Consider the following 18,295-nt stretch of genomic DNA (forward strand, 5'->3'; position numbering starts at 1 on the left):
TTGAATTCGATACTAAATTTTTTGACCATGATATTTGTCTCCTATGATTTTTGTTTATATCATAGAGGCGACTTTTGTCCACTTTTTTGGCGAGGAGCAGTTTAATTGGTTCAAGAGCATTTATAAAGTCTCTTGCTTTAATTTCAGTGATAGCAATACTACCTATATAAGGTAGTACATGTAATTCTAAAGAACGCCAAATATCTTTTAATGTATCAGCTTTTAAATTAGATGAAGATTTTAATTTAAACCAAATCAGTAGCAACTTTTTCAAAAGTATTATTCTGTTCATCTCTAAGTAGTTTTAGTTGATCTTTTTTATATTGTTGAGGATCTATTCCTTTTGCAAGAAGTTGTCTTGCTTCATCTCTTTTTAGCCTAGCATCTGCTAAACTAATCTCAGGGTATGATCCAAAACTCACAAGAGTTCTTACTTTAGATGTGGGATGGTAATAATTAAAGCGCCAAATCTTTGTACCTATTGACTTAACGAGTAAATACAAACCACTTCCATCAGATAAAGTGTAATCTTTTTCTAACGGCTTGGCTGTTCTGATTTTAGTATCTGTGAGTGGTGTAGTTATACGTTGATGTTGTGTTTTTAGCGTATAACTAATTATATAACTAAAACCATTGATTGTCACTGAATTAACATAATAGTTATTGACATAAAAACACTATAAAACATTTTGGATTATAGTGAATTAATGATGGTTGGTGAATTTCAATGAACAGTATAGTGGTGGAGCTGGCGGGAGTTGAACCCGCGTCCGAAATCTCTACATCCTTGGTACTACATGCGTAGTTTGTTTTTGAGTTTCATCTACCCGCTGCGAACAAACACGCCACTGATAAACTAGCTTGATTAAATTTAATGCTTCCGCCCCAAGCAAGGCTTCCACACGATCTCGTTTGGGTTTGACTCCTCTTGATCCCCGTCCTACGAGCGGAGGCTAGGGAGAGAAGGCTCTATACAGGTTATTAAGCTGCTAGTGCGTAGTTTTCGTCGTTTGCGACTATTTTTTTGCGGTTTATTTACGAGGCCTACCGCACCTCGGCATGCACCTTGGGTTTCGCAAATCCCGTCGAATCCAGAATCAGCCCCAATTGTGAATTGTAACTAAGTACAATATCAGGGCATTATAGGTGAATTCAAGGATGAATACAAGTTAGCCGACTTCGGGATTGACCCAGTTTTCGGTTGGTTTTTCGTCTTTTAATGCTGTAATGATATTGTCAACAGCACATTTTGCCATTGCGTAACGCGTTTCTACTGTTGCTGATCCTACATGAGGTGATAATAATACGTTATCAAGCTGTAATAATGGTGAGTTAGTCGGAAGTGGTTCTATTTCAAATACGTCTAAGCCTGCTGCTTTGATAGTTTTATTTTTTAGTGCTTCAAATAGCGCTTGCTGATCAATAATTTTACCGCGTGCGCCGTTAATGAGTATTGCTGATGGTTTCATTAAGGCAAGTTTTTCTTTTGTGATTAGTTTTGTTGTTTCTTCAGTTAAAGGTAGGATGATAACAACAAAATCGGCTTGTTTTAATACGTTGTCAAGTGCAAGACGTTTAGCATTATAGGCTTGTTCAATTTCGGTATGGGCGGAACGGTTATAATAGACAATATTCATATCAAAACCACGATAAGCCCGTTTGGCAATGGCTTGACCGATTCGTCCCATTCCTAAAATACCTATGGTTTTACCATAAATATCAGTTCCATAATATTCAGGAGTGATCCCTTTTTCCCATTTGCCATTATGAATTAGATTAGATAATTCAACGGTTCGGCGGGCCGTTGCCATAAGTAGTGTAAATATCAGATCAGCAGTGCTTTCAGTTAACACTTTTGGTGTATTCATTAATCGGATGCCACGTTTTTTTAAGGCATGAAGGTCGTAGTTATCAAAACCAACAGAAATAGTGGCAGCTGCTTTTAGATTTGGCGTTTTTGCTAAAAAGTTATCATCAACACGAGTAGGAAGGTTGCCAATTATGCCGTCAGCTTTAGCTAATGCATTAGTATAAGTTGTTGAATTAAAGTCTGTGTTGTTGTTCAATACGGTTAAATTGAAAGCTTGTTCTAATCTTGCTTGTTGGTCAGCAGGAATATTACTGAATAAAATGACGTTCTTTTTCATATACTCTCCTACACAATTTTAATTACATCATTTTATGACAGTATATCTCTATTATTTTTAGAATTGCAATTCAATCAAAATTAGTAAACGTTATGTTTGCTAATAAGTTTTAAGAAAGTATGTTTATAAGACAAAAATAAAGTTTGTAATAATTTGATTAGTGGTATCGATTGGGTAATGGTATTTAGTATTTTGATTAAAATTAATAGATAAAGTTTATTATATTGATAATTTTTTTAAATTTGAAAAAAAATGAAAAAATTATTTGTTAAAAATCATAATGTTAATTTAATTTTTGTTAAAAATTAAAAAATAAGTGAAATTAAATTGAACTTTTTGTCGTTTAGCTTGTCTATATTAACAGATTATGTTTTTCATTTTTTGCCCTCCACTCGAATATTCGAGTGGATTTTTTTTGCCTTGTGTTTAGTTAAAATAATTTGCACTTAGTTAAACAGGAATATAATATCTATTTTAATTATTAGCGTTATTTTTTGTTATCAATTCCTTCCATAATATTTTCTTTTTATGTTGAGTGGCTAATTCTAAAAATAAATACCAAGCAACACTGGGTGCTTTGGTGATGATTTTATTTATGTGAGCTTAGGGAGCTTTCATGTTATTTTCAAAAAGAACACAAGGGCACCTTATTGCACTGATGACAGTGTTTATTTGGGGAACAACCTTTATTGCGACTAAAATTTTATTAATTGATTTTAAGCCAATTGAAATTTTATTTTTCCGATTTAGTTTGGGTTATGTTGTTCTTTGGGTTTTATCACCACGGTTTTTTGCTTGGCAGGGTGTTAAGCAAGAGTTTATGTTTTTGTGCGCAGGGCTTTGTGGTGTCACTTGTTACTTTTTGTGTGAGAATATTGCATTAACCTATACAACGGCATCTAATGCTGGAATCATTACCACTTTAGCGCCAATATTTACTGCAATATTATCGATATTTTTTTTAAAGGTCGAAACACCGCCTAAGCGTTTTTATATTGGTTGTTTATTTGCCGTTGTTGGTGTTGGCTTAATTAGTTTTAATGGGCAGTTTGTACTTTCGCTCAATCCGCTTGGCGATTTGCTCACTATGTTAGCTTGTCTATTTTGGGCGTGCTATTCGATTTTAACAAAAAAAAGTAGTAATTATGGTTACAATACGATTTTGTTAACAAGACGATTCTTTTTTTATGGTTTGATGTTGATGTTTCCCGTGTTGTCTTTTCTGGATTTTGAATGGAATTTATCTCGTTTTACTTCTCCTGTTAACTTGCTCAATATATTATTTTTGGGTATTGGCGCTTCGGCAATTTGTTTTGCTTCTTGGAATTATGCTGTTAAATTAGTAGGTGCAGTTAAAATTAGTATTTATTTATATTTAGTGCCTATTCTTACCATTATTGCAGCTGTAGTTATTTTGAATGAACCTTTTACTTGGATTGCTGCTATGGGCACATTATTTACGCTTTGTGGTGTATTATTGTCAGAAGGTAAAATTCGCATAAAAAGACATTAATTTTAATACTTATAAAAATCCCCAAGGCACATGAGTGCCTTGGGGATTGAAAACAGTTTTTATATTTGAGATGGTTAATTAAGTTATTGCGTCCTTTTGTCGATTGCATCCATAATAATTTGCCCAAGGTGTTGGTAATTTTCATCAAAATGGTGTCCACCGGGTAATTTGAATGCTTCACCTTTCATTTCAGGCTGTAAACATCCTGTTTCGTCTTTTTCTTCTTCACCATAAATGCAAAATAGTTTACCTGCTGGGATTTTGCTGATTTCTGGACCCGTTTTCATTTCATTACCTGATTGACCAAGCCAACCACTGATTTCGATTTCAAAATTAGCATCTTTTGAAAAGGCGATCATAACAATGGCTTGGATGCTATTTTGATCTGCCATTGGTAAACGGTTATAAAGTGACGGTAAAATGTCACCTCCAAATGAATATCCTGTAAGTACAAAATGGGTTGTTCCCCATTTTTCACGATATTGTTGCATTAAGTAAGCCAGATCTTTGGCACTACGCTCAACCGAACGGTGTTGCCAAAATAATTTTAATGCATCAACACCCACAACAGAATAACCGTGCGAAGCCATGTATTCGGCCGATACTTTATCTAAATCACGCCAACCACCATCTCCCGAATAATAAAGCGTCACAGTATTTGGATGAACTTCTTTGATGGTTGCTGGTAATTCAATAACAGGCAGCTGCTCATGTTTTCCAAATAGAACTGATGCAAGATGCAGGCTTAATAATTCAACTGGTGATGCTTGATATTCGCCAATTGATGTAGTGACAGCGATTTTTTTTTGTTCCCGCGGAAAGACTGCCACCTCTTCTTCTGGTGGGTTGTTCCAAATTACTTGCCATGTTCCATGGTTTGCTTGGGTTGGTAGTGGAGCATTGCAGTCTTTATGGTCTAAAGTAAATTCTATTGATAATGCTTTTGCATCGTCACTTTGTTGTTCGGCCAACCATCGATAAGCAAAAGTAGCACCCTCACGCATTCCAGCAACAGCAAAATCAGACTCGTCTAATATTTTTACCGCTTGGTTAAATCGGTTTTGTTGTTCGGCACAACTTGCTTGTGGTTTTAGTTCAAATTGAACCAGCTTTGCTCCCATTTTTTTAGATAATTCTAACAGTTTTTGTTCTGTAAAATGATTTTCATTGGTCGCAATAATAATCGCTGCGGCTTCGGCTGTTTGTTTAGGCGTTGCTGATATGATCGAAAAATCATTGCTAATTGTTATCGTTTTTACTGATGCACTGCTTTGATTTTTTATCCAATGCCCCCCAAGAAAGGCGAGTAATGTTATGAGTATTAGGATTATTAGCAATAAAATATAGCGTAACAGTTTTTTCATATTATGGTTTCTTACTTTTCTTAAGCCCAGTTATTCCACCTGAAATAAGCATGGTTGTGTCAATGATCGCAACTAAAGGATCAAGTCCTGCAGGAACGGCCATATAACGGGGTTCCCAATGTGTTGCAAACTTCTCTTTAAAACGGCGTAATCCTTGGAAATTATAAAAACGCCCACCGCGACGAAACACTAATGCTCCAAGTCTTTGAATCATCGGTGCGCCACGACGACGTTGCATACCTGCAAGTGGTACCATCCCTAAACTAAAGTATTTAAAGCCTTTTTCTTGATAGTGTAAAATCAAACCGACCATTAAAAATTCCATTGTTAATTTGGGGATATCTTGCACAACGCGCATTAAGTCGATACTGGCTGAATAGTTTTGATCTGTTTCTAACAGATTAACAAAAGCAATAATTCGTCCTTCATATTCAATAGCTGCGATTGTAAAATTATCTAAATACTGTTTAGAAAAAGCACCTAACGAAAATCTTTTTTCTTTTGAATTTTTATTTTTAAGCCAAGCATCAGATACCGCTTTTAGCTCATCAAGTGGTGCGGTTCCTGGTGGGTAGAATTTTAAAGAAAGACCATCGCGTTGACCACGATTCCATGTATAGCGAAGATCTTTATAATTTTTTGATGTTAAATCAAATATTTTTAAGTTAACTAATGCCTCTTCGCCAAGTTTAACTGTGCGCAAACCAATATCCATATAGAAAGGCAGATTGGCTGCTTTGACTTGATAAAACACTGGGCGCAGGTGATGTTCGTCACATAAATCACGAAACGACCAAATCAAATCGGCTTTTTCGGCGTTATCCCCTATTGGATCATAAAGGGCGACCATGCTTCGTCCACGTCTTGCGTACATAATAAATGCGGTTTCGTTAGCATTGAAAAGTAATGATTTATCCCCACTCATGGCAAGCCCACCTTCAGGCTGTTTTGAGCCTAAAATAATTTTTCGAGCCTTGCTAAGTTGTTCATTAGTTGGTGTGAGTAAAATGGGCAATGCAGGACGAAAAATCCAAAATAACATTACACAACTTAATAAAATAAAGCTCCCTAACGCTGCTCGCAATGCACGAGGAACTTTGCTATCTAACTCAAATTGCCACCATAATGAGTGGCTATAAGGTACATCTTGATAGATGAATAATATTACCCAAACAAAAAGGGCTATCATGCAAAAACAAATAGCAAAGAAATTAAACGAAAATGGAATGACAATTAAGCGACTTTTTCGATAAAAGGCGTGCTTAAAATGGATTAATAAAATGGCAACAAATAATAGTACACCGGCTTCTATCCAGTGTAATCCTCGTAGTAATGAAAGCATACTGCCAATCAGTAATAATATGACTGATACGCCCCACGCTGAGAATAATCGTCGGCGAAGTCCCATTGCAAGTAATAAAAATAAAATACCAATTAAGCTGGTACTTAGATGTGCAATATTGATTACTTTTTCGGGAATGAGCGAGGCAACTAATTTTCGGTTAAAACCAGGTAAGACACTTGAAAACATCATTACAACACCAGCAAAAAATACTGTCACAGCCATGACACTAGCTGCAATGCCTGTTTCTGTTTGTTTAGCTTGTGGCGCAGATAAAAAGTTTTTTCCCTCGTTTGCAAGCAATAAAATAGTGGCAGGAATGAGGGGGATTAATATATAAATAATACGATAAATAACCAGTGCAACGGTTAATGATGCAGTACCAATTTCTGAAGATAATGCCGCTAGCATAATGGCTTCAAATACCCCCACACCGCCAGGTACATGGCTTAATACGCCCGCAACTAATGCGAGGATATAAATCATAATAAAAGTGAAAAAATTGGGTTGCACTGGCAATAAAAAATAAAGGATAGCACCGGCGAAAATGGCATCAAATAGCGTGATAACAAGCTGACAGCTCGCTAAGCGTATGTTAGGTAAACGGATTGTCCAACGAAATAATTTAAATAATTGGGTGTCTTTATTTGGTTTTTCTGGCAATTGATGGCAATATAAAAAAACGAGTAATAAGGCATAGATGCTAAATACAGTGCCGGCTGTTAACCATATGCTATTTTTGGTCATATGGAGAGCTAACATGGTTTGATGAGTGTGAATAAGAGCGGCGATTGCTGCAAATAATGGTAATGAAAATCCTAATGATAATGTCACAAAAAATGACATCCTAGCCACATCAATGGTAGTTAAACCTTGTTTAAAATAAAGCCTGCACCGCACTGCACCGCCAGATAATGCTGATAGTCCGATTGCATTACCAATGGCCGAAGCACAAATTCCACCACTAATAATCGTTGTGGGTTTTAATTTAACACCTGCATAACGAGCTGCAGACCATTCGTAACAGATTAGCATCAGATAGCTACCTATCGCAGATAAACAAGAAAATAAAATTGCGTTAGTCGAAAGATGATGAAACGATTTTTTTAAATCGTTCAAATTAATTTCTTTTAATAAATGCCAACAAATAATTAATGCAATAAAAAAAATAGATAGCCCAAGTAATAAAGCTAAACGTTGGCGGTATTGAGTGAAGAGTTCAATGAACTGCCATGGCAAAACTTTGCGTACTAATGTTTTCACTAAGTAAACTCCAAAATTTGCTTTAATGATGCTTTATTTCTGCGCATTCTACCCCCCCAATGTATTGAAAACAATCCGCAAGAAAATAAAAAATACATAAAAAAAGTATTAATCTTGATTGTTGAGGATTAGAACAATATGTTTGTTTTGTACATGCAAGATTAAGCAGTCATAAAATGTGGAATATTCACCTTATAATATCTTGTTATTCATTTAATTATTGGGTAATGGTTGTTATTTATTTTTATTAATAGATTGAATAAAAATTGATCTAACAAGGTTTTTTTATGCTAAAATGGTATAGGCAAGATTTATTGTTTTTATATTTGGTTGCTCTTTATCACGTTAAAATCAAGTAACGCCTCTTTTTTAAAAGGACAAATTGCGTAATGAGAATAGGAAAATGTCGAGTTTGCAATAAAATGGAAATAACGTTAATCAAAAAAGATAAAATCCAGCTAGATAATCCACTAAAAAGTCGTCAAACATTTATTAAATCAATGTTACCGTTATGTTGTTTAATGGCATGTAGCTATCCGTTATTTGCAGATTTGTCTGTAGTAATGTCTGCCACAACGACAAAAACAATACAGGGTTCAGCTCCTTATTTGACGTTTGATGGTGGAGTAACTCGATCTAGAAATACAGACAAATTTTTAGATATTGAACTGCCCGATGGTAGTGTGTTTACGAAGGAAAATAACCCGTCATCGCCGTCCAATCCGATACCACTGCCGAGTGATGGGATAAAGCTTGGTGATATTAAAACACTTATTCCACCAGGGCAACAAGCAATTTCAATGACTGATTTGCTCAATAATAATGGTTTTTGGGCAGATAAAGACGGTGATGGTGATATCACTGCAACGGGTAATTTAACCATTATTGGTCGAGATGCGAATAACAACGAAATGCATCTAAATGATACTTTTTTGGATTGCAATGCACCGTATCGCATTACTGTGCAGAATGATAACAGCATCTTATCGACCGCTTATGGTATTCCTAATTCAACTTCAATATCGTTTAATAGTGCCACCTATTATCTTAATCCTCCAAAAGGCGCTTGTACTTATTCGGTAAAGCCTAATTTGTATCAAAGTAATAGTCGAAATACTTGGGGTGGGACGAATTATTCTGGACCACCGAACGAGTGGGATGATGCCAAAGGCTTTAGACGCCAAGATTTGAATAACCCTGCTTCGAATTTTCCAACGATGGGGGCATATGCGCTATTTTTTACTATGGATATGATAGATACCTTAGGTAGCGAGATGACTTATGATAAGATACCGTCGACATCAGGTATTGATCTCAATATAACGGGTAATGGCAGTATAGCCAAGATTAAATTAGTTGGGCCAAAAGAGGGTGCTAGTGCAGCCGAGGCCGCAACAGCGGTGCCAACCACGTTTATATTATATTCAGATAGAGCGAAAACCAATAAAGTGTATAGTTTTACTATTCAAAAATGGTTTATAGCAATAAAGGCTAATGGGGGAAGTTATGCTGATGCGGAACAATACTGTCATAATTTAGGGTATCAATTACCTACCATTAACCAACTAACGAATGCTAATTCACAATATTGGAATCAAGGTTTAGCGGGTCAAGGTAATAATTATCAACGTCGCATTGGTGGCGGATTATTTGCTGAATGGGGCGAAACGATTGATGCGGATGCTCCTCGCGGCTATCCTGATAGCAATTTCGAATCCCATCAGGTTTATTGGACGCAAAATACATATCAAGCCGAAAGACTTTATGCTCTTTCGGTATATTCTAATACGGGAAGTGTTGGCATTTGGCAATACGGGAAAACTGTTTGTGTAAATTAAATCAGCAAAATCAAGTTAAGAACGATAATATGAATAATCCACTTACTCAGACACAACAAAATGTGATTCAATCTATACGAGGTTTTGTTAAGCAGAAACTTGCCAATGACTTTACAGGCCATGATATAGCTCATATTGAGCGAGTAGTAAGATTGGCTGAGCAGATTTTACAGCATGAACCTAAAGCTAACCGCTTTATTGTGATTGTGAGTGCTTATTTACACGATGTCATTGACGACAAAGTGGTTGACGATGTTAACCAAGCTATTACAGAACTACGTCAGTATCTAATATCGCTGGCTTTGACTGATAACGAAATTGAGCTAGTTTTTGCTATTATCGAAAACATGTCATATCGAAAAAATCTTTCAAATAAAAAAACGTTATCGCTTGAAGGGCAAATTGTACAGGATGCCGACCGTTTAGATGCCTTAGGGGCAATTGGTATTGGGCGAACTTTCTATTATGGTGGAAATAAACATAATATGATGCACGATCCTTCAATTCCACCAAGAACGTTAATGAATGAACAGAGCTATAAGCAACCTAATACTGTTATTAATCACTTTTACGAAAAACTTTTTTTGCTTAAAGATATAATGAATACACAAACTGCTAAAAAAATGGCTGAACAGCGACATCACTTTTTAGTTCAATTTATCGCCCAGTTTGAAAAAGAGTGGGTGGGTGAAAGTTGATTATTAATTTAATTTTTTGATACTTATATTAAGTAAGTAGGCATTGACTAACTTAGAAACCAACTTTAATCGGTCTTAAGATAGTTATACCTTTTCACGGTTAAAAAGGTACTGGTGCACCAACAAGCCACAACACAATGGGTAATGTCATTAAGCTTAATAGCGTACTAAAAAAGGTAGCACTTGATACCAGTTCGGGTTTTGTATCAAACTGTACTGACATTAGTGTCGTATTGGCTGCACTTGGCATAGCAGCTAACACAATCAGTACTTGTTTATAAACAGGTTCTATTGGCATAAAATAGACCATACAAAGCGCCACAATAGGTGAAATCGCCATACGATTTATTAAGGCAAACGAAAGTTTAGGATAATCGAGTTGTTTGATCCTTATTTTGGCTAGTTGCATACCTAAAATAATCATGATCACCACAATCGAAGCATCCCCAACCATTCCAATTGAAGTCATAATCGATTTAGATAAAGGAATATGACATAGCTGAAATATTATTCCTAATAAAGCCCCATAAGCAACGGGCATACGTATCACTTTATTGATGACATCTTTTTGACTACTGATATCTTCACGAGCACTTCCTTTTGCTGCGTAGTAAATACCAACAGTGCTCATAACAAACTGCTGCAATACCATCATAATGACACCTAAATCAAACCCGACGGCACCAAAAAAGACTAAAAGTACTGGTGTGCCATAATTTCCATTATTCATAAAACACGAGCTTAAAATCATGGCACATCGCTCTTTATCAGAATATTTCATTATCAGCGACCAAATTGAAACGATCATAACTAACGAAAAGCACAAACCAAAGATATAAGCAATATAAAATAGATAATCGGTAGTTAAGGTGTGGGTATAAAATATTTTAAATGCTAAAAAAGGTGACAGGACATAAAGTGACATTGTTGATAAGTTAGCAACATCAAGCTTTAAGGCCTTTTGAGCAATAAATCCTACAATAAAAATACAAAAAATTGGAAATAAAATAATAAAAAATTGCATAAGTTATATCTTTTGGTTAATTTTATTAATTCATTGAATCAAGAGCAATAATGATTGATTCACGAAGTTTTTGACAAGTATTATCATCAAGCGCTTGGTTGTGTTTGTTGGTTAAAATAAACAGATCTTCAATATGTTCGCCAATAGTTGCAATTTTTGCACTGCGTAATGATAAGTCTAAGTTAGCGAATATTTCGCCCACACAAGCAAGCAATCCCGGTCTATCAAGTGCAATAAGTTCCATATAAGTTTGGCTGTCATTGAAAGCAGACAGAAAGTTAACTTGAGTTGGTACTAAAAACGATCGCAGCCGTTGTTTAGGTGGTTTAATAGTTACAGCTTTATAAACTGGTTGTTGTAATGCTTTATTAAGTGCACTTATTAGGCCTTGATTTCGATCTTCTTGCAGTGTTTGTCCGTTAGGATCTAATACAATAAAAGTATCAAGCGCAAACCCTTTTTTATTTGTAATGATAAGTGCATCGTGAATCGTTAAATTATGCATACTTAATATATTACAGACAGTTGCAAATAAGTAAGGTCTATCTGGAGAATAAATAAAAATCTCACTACCACCATGATACGGGTTTGGGTTTATCGCAACCTGTGTTTTAGTTAAATCATGTTGTAATAAAAGTTGTGCATGCCATACAATTTGTTCTTTTGTATAACGAAGAAAATAATCAACACGATAGCTTTGCCAAAAAGCTTTAATCGTTTGTTCATCATAATTTTGCTTAACTAAAATTGCTAATGCTTCTTGTTTATTTTGTCGTGCGATGCTTCGCTGTTCAGGAATTTGGCGAATACCTGAATCAAAAGAGCTTTTAGCACTAAAATAGAGTTCGCGCATTAAACTTTGTTTCCAACTATTCCAAAGCGTTTCGTTCGTTGCACAGACATCGGCGACGGTTAGACAAAGCAAATACTGCAAACGGCGTTTGCTTTTGACAATTTGAATAAACTCATTGATAACCGCAGGATCTTGTAAATCGCGGCTTTGTGCCGTTACCGACATTAATAGATGATAACGCACTAACCAAATAATTAAGTCGGTATCTTTGGTTTCTAGTTCATGTAATTGACAAAATTCTTCAACTAGATGCGCGCCAATTTCGGAATGATCACCATGCCTACCTTTACCAATATCATGAAATAACCCAGTAATGACTAATAATTCAGGTTTAGACAATTTAGCAAAGACATTTGCGCTATTGGGGTGTTTTTGTTTGCCGTTTTCGGTTTTTAAACTATCGAGTTCAAGTAGTAAACGGATGGTATGTTCATCAACAGTATATGCATGAAATAGGTCAAATTGCATCATACCAGATATCTGTTTCCAACCCGGAATATAAACCGAAAGTATGCCATATTTATGCATTGGTAAAATGGCTTTTTCAATTGCATCAGGGTGTTTGATGATCAACATAAACAGCGATCTTGCTTTGGCATTTTCACAAAGTAAATTAGTGAGTAAACGTCTTGCTGAACGCAATTGCCTAATGGTATTTGAATAAAGACCGATAACTTGAGGATTAAGCAACATTGTATAAAAAAGATGCATAATCATAACAGGATCTTTTTTAAAGATCTCATCATCTTTTACATCAATGAGCTTGTCGCGAATTTGAAAATGCTCATCAATATCATAAGGTTTATTTTTCGAATTATGCTCAAGAATAGATTCATAAAACAGCTGTAATAGCATTTGATTTAGTTCGGTAATATTGTGTGCAACGCGATAATAATCGTGCATCATCTTTTCAACAGGCGCATTCCCTTCGCCTTTATAGCCTAACATTTTGGCAATGCTTAACTGACGATCAAATAGTAGACGATTATCATAACGTGTTATCACACAATGAAGCGCAAAACGTATGCGCCATAAAAATTTACGACACGTTTTAAAGTCCTCAATATCTTCAGGCGTTAAATAGTTGAAGTCTGCTATTTTTTGCAAAAACTCACCGCCAAAATGGCGGATCGCTATCCACTGAATGATTTGCATATCTCGCAAACCACCAGGGCTATTTTTCAAATCGGGTTCTAAATTATAAGAGGTGCTATGATATTGTTTGTGACGATCTTGTTGTTCTTGTACTTTGGCTTTATAAAATTCTCGAGATGGCCAGATCTTATCGCTAAAAATCTGTTTGTGTAACTCATCTAGTAGTAATTGATTGCCAGAAATAAGCCTTGACTCAATCAAATTGGTCATAATTGATATATCGTTTTTTGCTTCTTGTAGGCAGATCCTTAATGTTCTAACACTATGCCCTATATCTAAATGTAGGTCCCATAATAAACGGACTAAATCACCAATCTGTTTTTCAATTTCCTTGGTTAAAGGGTAATCGCTGAGAATCAAAATATCAATATCTGATAATGGATGCAATTCAGCCCGACCATAACCGCCAACCGCTACCAACGCAATACGATTACGTTTAAAAAAAGAGGAAACATGTTTAGGAATTTGGTAAAAGCCCCATAAACGTTCAAGCAAATGATCAATAAATTCACTACGTAAATGCACGAGTGTATCAATATCAACCTGTTGCTCAAATTGCACCATAGACCATTGTTGGAATGCTTCAAGCTGCTGTTTTAGATAAGGAATATTTATTTGTTCATCACTAAAATGAAGCGGTGATACAGGGTAACATAAATGCGTTCTTGTCATGGACATATTATCAAATTAAGACAATTCAATAGCCATATCGTTACCCGATTTTCAATGAGTGTCAAGTTAGCGTTAGAATAAGATGATGATTTGTTACTGAACATTAACATAAAAAAGGAACAGTTGATCTGTTCCTTAGGTAAATAGGTTTAAGGTAATGATTAGGATTTAGTATAAATCTTATAAGGTAAAATCGCTTAAATCATCCTCATTCATTTCAGCATCAATTTGCCCAACTAAGTAAGAGCTCATTTCGGCTTCTTGTGGCGCAACTTGTACGTTGTCAGATACCAGCCAATTGTTGATCCATGGAATTGGATTAGATTTTGCTTCAAATGGTAATTTTAGCCCAACTGCTTGCATGCGGATATTGGTAATGTATTCGACATATTGGCATAAAATATCTTTATTTAAACCAATCATTGAACCACCTTCAAACAGGTATTCTGCCCACTCTTTTTCTTGATTTGCTGCTTGCAAAAAGAGGTCATAACACTCTTGTTCACACTCTTTGGCGATAGCAGCCATTTCGGGATCGTCTTCACCACTGCGTAGTGTGTTAATCATAAATTGTGTGCCAGTTAAATGGAGGGCTTCGTCGCGGGCAATAAGCTTGATAATTTTTGCGTTACCTTCCATGAGTTCACGTTCGGCAAATGCAAATGAGCAAGCAAAACTGACATAAAAACGAATCGCTTCAAGCGCATTAACACTCATTAAGCAAAGGTAAAGTTTCTTTTTAAGCTCACGTAAATTAATCGAAACAGTGCGATTATTAATGTTATGTTTGCCCTCGCCAAATAAATTATAATAGCTTGCGTAGCTAATTAAATCATCATAATAACCTGCAATATCACCAGCTCTTTTTTGGATCTCTTTATTGGTGACGATATCATCGAAAACCACAGAAGGATCGTTAACAATATTACGAATAATATGTGTATAAGAGCGAGAATGAATCGTTTCTGAAAATGACCACGTTTCTACCCATGTTTCAAGTTCAGGAATTGAAATAAGTGGAAGTAGTGCCACATTAGGGCTACGGCCTTGGATTGAATCGAGTAACGTTTGATATTTTAAATTACTGATAAAAATATGTTTTTCATGTTCTGGTAAAGCGGCATAATCGATGCGATCTTGTGATATATCTACTTCTTCAGGGCGCCAAAAAAAGGACAGTTGTTTTTCAATTAATTTTTCAAACATTTCGTATTTTTGTTGATCATAACGCGCAACATTGACCGATTGACCGAGGAACATCGGTTCTTTTAATTGGTCATTATGGACTTGCGAAAAAGTGCTATAATTCATACTCATAAAAACTCCTAACAGATTTGTTTGCTTTTCGTTACCCTAAAGTAGTAAAAAGAAAGGATCTGAGAGGGAGTCATTCACTCCCTCATTATGTTATTGTAAAATTAGCGTGTTATCTAAAATTGCTATTAGATTTTACACGCTCCACCTTCACAGCCACCCTCACTATCAGCAAGTGCAATATCACCTTGAAGATCTTCGGCACCATCACGGGTATTATGATAATAGAGTGTTTTTACCCCAAATTTATAAGCTGTTAGTAAATCAGCTAATAGTTGTTTCATTGGCACTTTATCATTCGGAAATTTGGTTGGATCGTAATTGGTATTGGCCGAAATAGATTGGTCAATAAACTTTTGCATAATGCCAACTAAGTGTAAATAACCTGTGTTATTTGGAATTTGCCAAAGCAATTCATAAAAGTTTTTAAGATGATTATAATCAGGAACGACTTGTCTTAAAATGCCGTCTTTAGATGCCTTGACACTCACAAAACCTCGTGGTGGTTCAATGCCATTAGTTGCATTTGAAATTTGTGATGATGTTTCTGATGGCATTAAAGCTGATAGTGTTGAATTGCGTAAACCATGAGTTTTAATGGATTCACGGAGTGACTCCCAGTCATAATGCAATGGCTCTTTAGTAATGGTATCTAAATCTTTTTTATATGTATCAATTGGTAAAATGCCTTGCGAATACGTTGTCTCATTAAATAATGGACAAGCGCCTTTTTCTTTGGCTAAGTTATTTGATGCTTTTAGTAAATAATATTGCATTGCTTCAAAGGTGCGGTGTGTTAGATTATTGGCACTACCGTCGGAATATTTCACACCATGTTTAGCTAAATAATAGGCATAATTGATAACACCAACCCCCAAAGTACGACGATTAATTGATGAATTTTTAGCTGCAGGTACAGGGTAGTCTTGATAATCAAGTAAGGAATCAAGGGCGCGAACCGTTAAGTCAGCCAATTCCTCAAAATCGTCTAGTGATTCAATTTCACCTAAATTAAAGGCTGATAATGTACATAGCGCAATTTCACCATTTTCATCATTAATATTATAAAGTGGCTTAGTAGGCAATGCGATTTCCATGCATAAATTAGATTGGTGCACTGGCGCAAGTTCAGCATTGAATGGGCTATGTGTATTACAGTGATCAACATTTTGGATATAAATACGTCCTGTTGAAGCACGCTCTTGCATTAATAAGGCAAATAATTCAATCGCTTTAACTTCACGTTTACGAATATTGGCATCTTGCTCATATTGACGATAAAGCGCTTCAAATTTATCTTGATCGGCAAAAAACGCATCATAAAGCCCAGGTACATCAGATGGACTAAATAGAGTAATATTTTCGTTTTTGATTAAACGTTGATACATCAGTTTATTGATTTGTACGCCGTAGTCTAAATGACGAACTCGGTTTTCTTCTACACCGCGGTTATTGCGTAATACGAGCAGGCTTTCCACTTCTAAATGCCAAAGTGGATAAAATACCGTGGCCGCACCGCCTCGAACGCCACCTTGAGAACAAGATTTTACAGCAGTTTGGAAATATTTATAAAATGGAATACAGCCAGTATGGAATGCTTCGCCACCACGAATTGAACTTCCTAACGCTCGAATGCGCCCTGCATTGACCCCAATTCCTGCACGCTGTGATACGTATTTAACAATGGCACTTGCCGTTGCATTAATTGAATCTAAGCTATCATCACACTCAATTAACACGCAAGAACTAAATTGACGGGTAGGGGTACGAACTCCTGCCATAATGGGTGTCGGCAGCGAAATTTTGAAGGTAGAAACCGCATCATAAAAACGTTTGATATAGCTCAATCGAGTCTCTTTCGGGTAATTGGCAAAAAGACAAGCGGCAACTAAAATATATAAAAACTGTGCGCTTTCGTATATCTCACCTGTAACACGATTTTGTACTAAATATTTACCTTCAAGCTGTTTAACAGCAGCGTACGAAAAAGACATATCTCGCCAATGATCAATAATCTTATCCATTTGTTCAAAATCTTCTTGAGTATAATCTTCAAGCAGATGTTTATCGTATCGTTTGCTTGCTACTAATTTCTTAACATGTTCATAAAGTGGCGGTGGTGTAAACTGGTTATAGGCTTTTTTGCGCAAATGGAAAATAGCTAAACGTGCGGCTAAATATTGGTAATCGGGTGTTTCTTGCGAAATAAGATCTGCGGCTGCACGAATAATCGTTTCATGAATATCGGAAGTACGAATACCATCATAAAATTGAATATGAGAACGTAATTCAACTTGTGACACCGAGACATTGTCTAGTCCTTCAGCCGCCCAAGTAATAACTTTGTGGATTTTATCAAGATTGATGGGTTCCTTTTTGCCATCTCGTTTGGTTACTAGTATTGATTTATTCATTCTTTCTATCCAATTGTTTAAATACGTTGGGGAGTATGATAATTGATATTTATCAAAATATACAATATGTAGTACCTATCAATCAAATACGTCACTATATATGGTGTTTTTATTAATCAATAATTGAAATTTATTAATTAAAATCAAGCATTATTGGTTTAAATCACTAACGATATTCTTGCGCAAAAGGGAGGTTGTCTTTGTTGTAAGGGATTTGATAATAATTTAGCGGTTAAGTTTTTTGATAAATAAAGTGTTGATTAAAAACTAGATTCCACTATGAAGTGCAATTCGTCTTAGCTCCTTAGAATAAAAGGAGACGGGGCTTTTAAACTTATGCCGTTTTCTTGGGCGTTGTTTAATTGGCCGTTTATATCGGCGGTCTCCTTCTTTAATGTTCGGCGCCTTGCAATGCCGATAAGCTTTGCCTTTTCGCCTTTTCCTAGCGAGTGTTACCGCCTCATGTGCTTGATAGGTTTGATTAGGTTTTGAGTTTCTTTTTATCTCTCGACTTATTGTCGAAGGATGTCTATTGAGTAGCTGCGCTATCTCTTTTTTATTCTTTCCAGCTTGTAATAATACGAAAATCTGGTATCTTTCCTTCCTAGAAAGGTGATTATAATACATAGCAATCTCCAAACTGTGGTGGTGCGAAGGGGCTAGTATAAATCACCTTTCTACTTTCTTCACTCCACCGT

The 18,295-nt window shown here is 35.8% G+C and carries 12 protein-coding genes, 1 other RNA gene and 1 pseudogene; 3 read left to right on the forward strand and 11 right to left on the reverse strand.

Going from position 1 to position 18,295, the window contains the following annotated elements; genetic code table 11:
* The 4 genes and pseudogenes from GQ589_RS10770 to GQ589_RS10785 all read right to left on the reverse strand — a co-directional run.
* Positions 1-274: pseudogene (locus GQ589_RS10770) on the reverse strand (hypothetical protein); the annotation flags it as partial.
* Entirely contained in the window at positions 246-644 is a 399-nt protein-coding gene (locus GQ589_RS10775) for an integrase arm-type DNA-binding domain-containing protein (protein WP_160426119.1), read from the reverse strand. The gene GQ589_RS10775 and the pseudogene GQ589_RS10770, both read right to left, overlap by 29 nt.
* 96 nt (positions 645-740) lie before the next feature.
* Positions 741-1,105, reverse strand: a transfer-messenger RNA (tmRNA) gene (gene ssrA, locus GQ589_RS10780).
* Between the two features lie 64 nt (positions 1,106-1,169).
* Positions 1,170-2,147 (reverse strand): D-glycerate dehydrogenase, encoded by a 978-nt coding sequence (locus tag GQ589_RS10785; protein WP_160400261.1) that lies wholly within the window; start codon positions 2,145-2,147, stop codon positions 1,170-1,172.
* A gap of 616 nt (positions 2,148-2,763) precedes the next feature.
* Between GQ589_RS10785 and GQ589_RS10790 the strand changes: the two genes are divergently transcribed.
* A complete protein-coding gene (locus tag GQ589_RS10790; protein WP_160426121.1) occupies positions 2,764-3,660 on the forward strand; it encodes a DMT family transporter in 897 nt (298 codons plus the stop codon).
* An 83-nt stretch (positions 3,661-3,743) separates the two neighbouring features.
* Here the strand turns inward: GQ589_RS10790 and GQ589_RS10795 are convergent, their stop codons facing one another.
* A complete protein-coding gene (locus GQ589_RS10795) occupies positions 3,744-5,024 on the reverse strand; it encodes a virulence factor family protein (protein WP_160426123.1) in 1,281 nt (426 codons plus the stop codon).
* Position 5,025: 1 nt separating this feature from the next.
* On the reverse strand, positions 5,026-7,629 hold the full coding sequence (mprF, locus tag GQ589_RS10800) for a bifunctional lysylphosphatidylglycerol flippase/synthetase MprF (protein WP_202115087.1): 2,604 nt from the start codon (positions 7,627-7,629) through the stop codon (positions 5,026-5,028).
* 389 nt (positions 7,630-8,018) lie between these two features.
* On the opposite strand from mprF, the gene GQ589_RS10805 reads away from it, so the two are divergent.
* Both GQ589_RS10805 and GQ589_RS10810 read left to right on the forward strand, forming a co-directional pair.
* On the forward strand, positions 8,019-9,467 hold the full coding sequence (locus GQ589_RS10805) for a hypothetical protein (protein ID WP_160426125.1): 1,449 nt from the start codon (positions 8,019-8,021) through the stop codon (positions 9,465-9,467).
* Between the two features lie 29 nt (positions 9,468-9,496).
* Positions 9,497-10,165, forward strand: coding sequence for an HD domain-containing protein (locus GQ589_RS10810; RefSeq protein WP_160426127.1), 669 nt, complete (start codon positions 9,497-9,499; stop codon positions 10,163-10,165).
* A 100-nt stretch (positions 10,166-10,265) separates the two neighbouring features.
* Here the strand turns inward: GQ589_RS10810 and GQ589_RS10815 are convergent, their stop codons facing one another.
* The 5 genes from GQ589_RS10815 to GQ589_RS12600 all read right to left on the reverse strand — a co-directional run bounded on the left by GQ589_RS10815 (position 10,266) and on the right by GQ589_RS12600 (position 18,224).
* On the reverse strand, positions 10,266-11,189 hold the full coding sequence (locus GQ589_RS10815) for an AEC family transporter (protein ID WP_160426129.1): 924 nt from the start codon (positions 11,187-11,189) through the stop codon (positions 10,266-10,268).
* Between the two features lie 25 nt (positions 11,190-11,214).
* Positions 11,215-13,869: a bifunctional uridylyltransferase/uridylyl-removing protein GlnD gene (gene glnD, locus GQ589_RS10820; protein WP_160426131.1), complete on the reverse strand. Its 2,655-nt coding sequence runs from the start codon at positions 13,867-13,869 to the stop codon at positions 11,215-11,217.
* A gap of 180 nt (positions 13,870-14,049) precedes the next feature.
* Positions 14,050-15,180: a class Ia ribonucleoside-diphosphate reductase subunit beta gene (nrdB, locus tag GQ589_RS10825; RefSeq protein ID WP_160400464.1), complete on the reverse strand. Its 1,131-nt coding sequence runs from the start codon at positions 15,178-15,180 to the stop codon at positions 14,050-14,052.
* A 131-nt stretch (positions 15,181-15,311) separates the two neighbouring features.
* Positions 15,312-17,597, reverse strand: coding sequence for a class 1a ribonucleoside-diphosphate reductase subunit alpha (gene nrdA / locus GQ589_RS10830; protein ID WP_160426133.1), 2,286 nt, complete (start codon positions 17,595-17,597; stop codon positions 15,312-15,314).
* Positions 17,598-17,864: 267 nt separating this feature from the next.
* Positions 17,865-18,224 (reverse strand): helix-turn-helix domain-containing protein, encoded by a 360-nt coding sequence (locus tag GQ589_RS12600; protein ID WP_160426136.1) that lies wholly within the window; start codon positions 18,222-18,224, stop codon positions 17,865-17,867.
* Positions 18,225-18,295 lie beyond the last annotated feature (71 nt).

Source organism: Gilliamella sp. Pas-s27, assembly GCF_009795865.1.
In the GTDB taxonomy this organism is placed as follows: domain Bacteria; phylum Pseudomonadota; class Gammaproteobacteria; order Enterobacterales; family Orbaceae; genus Gilliamella.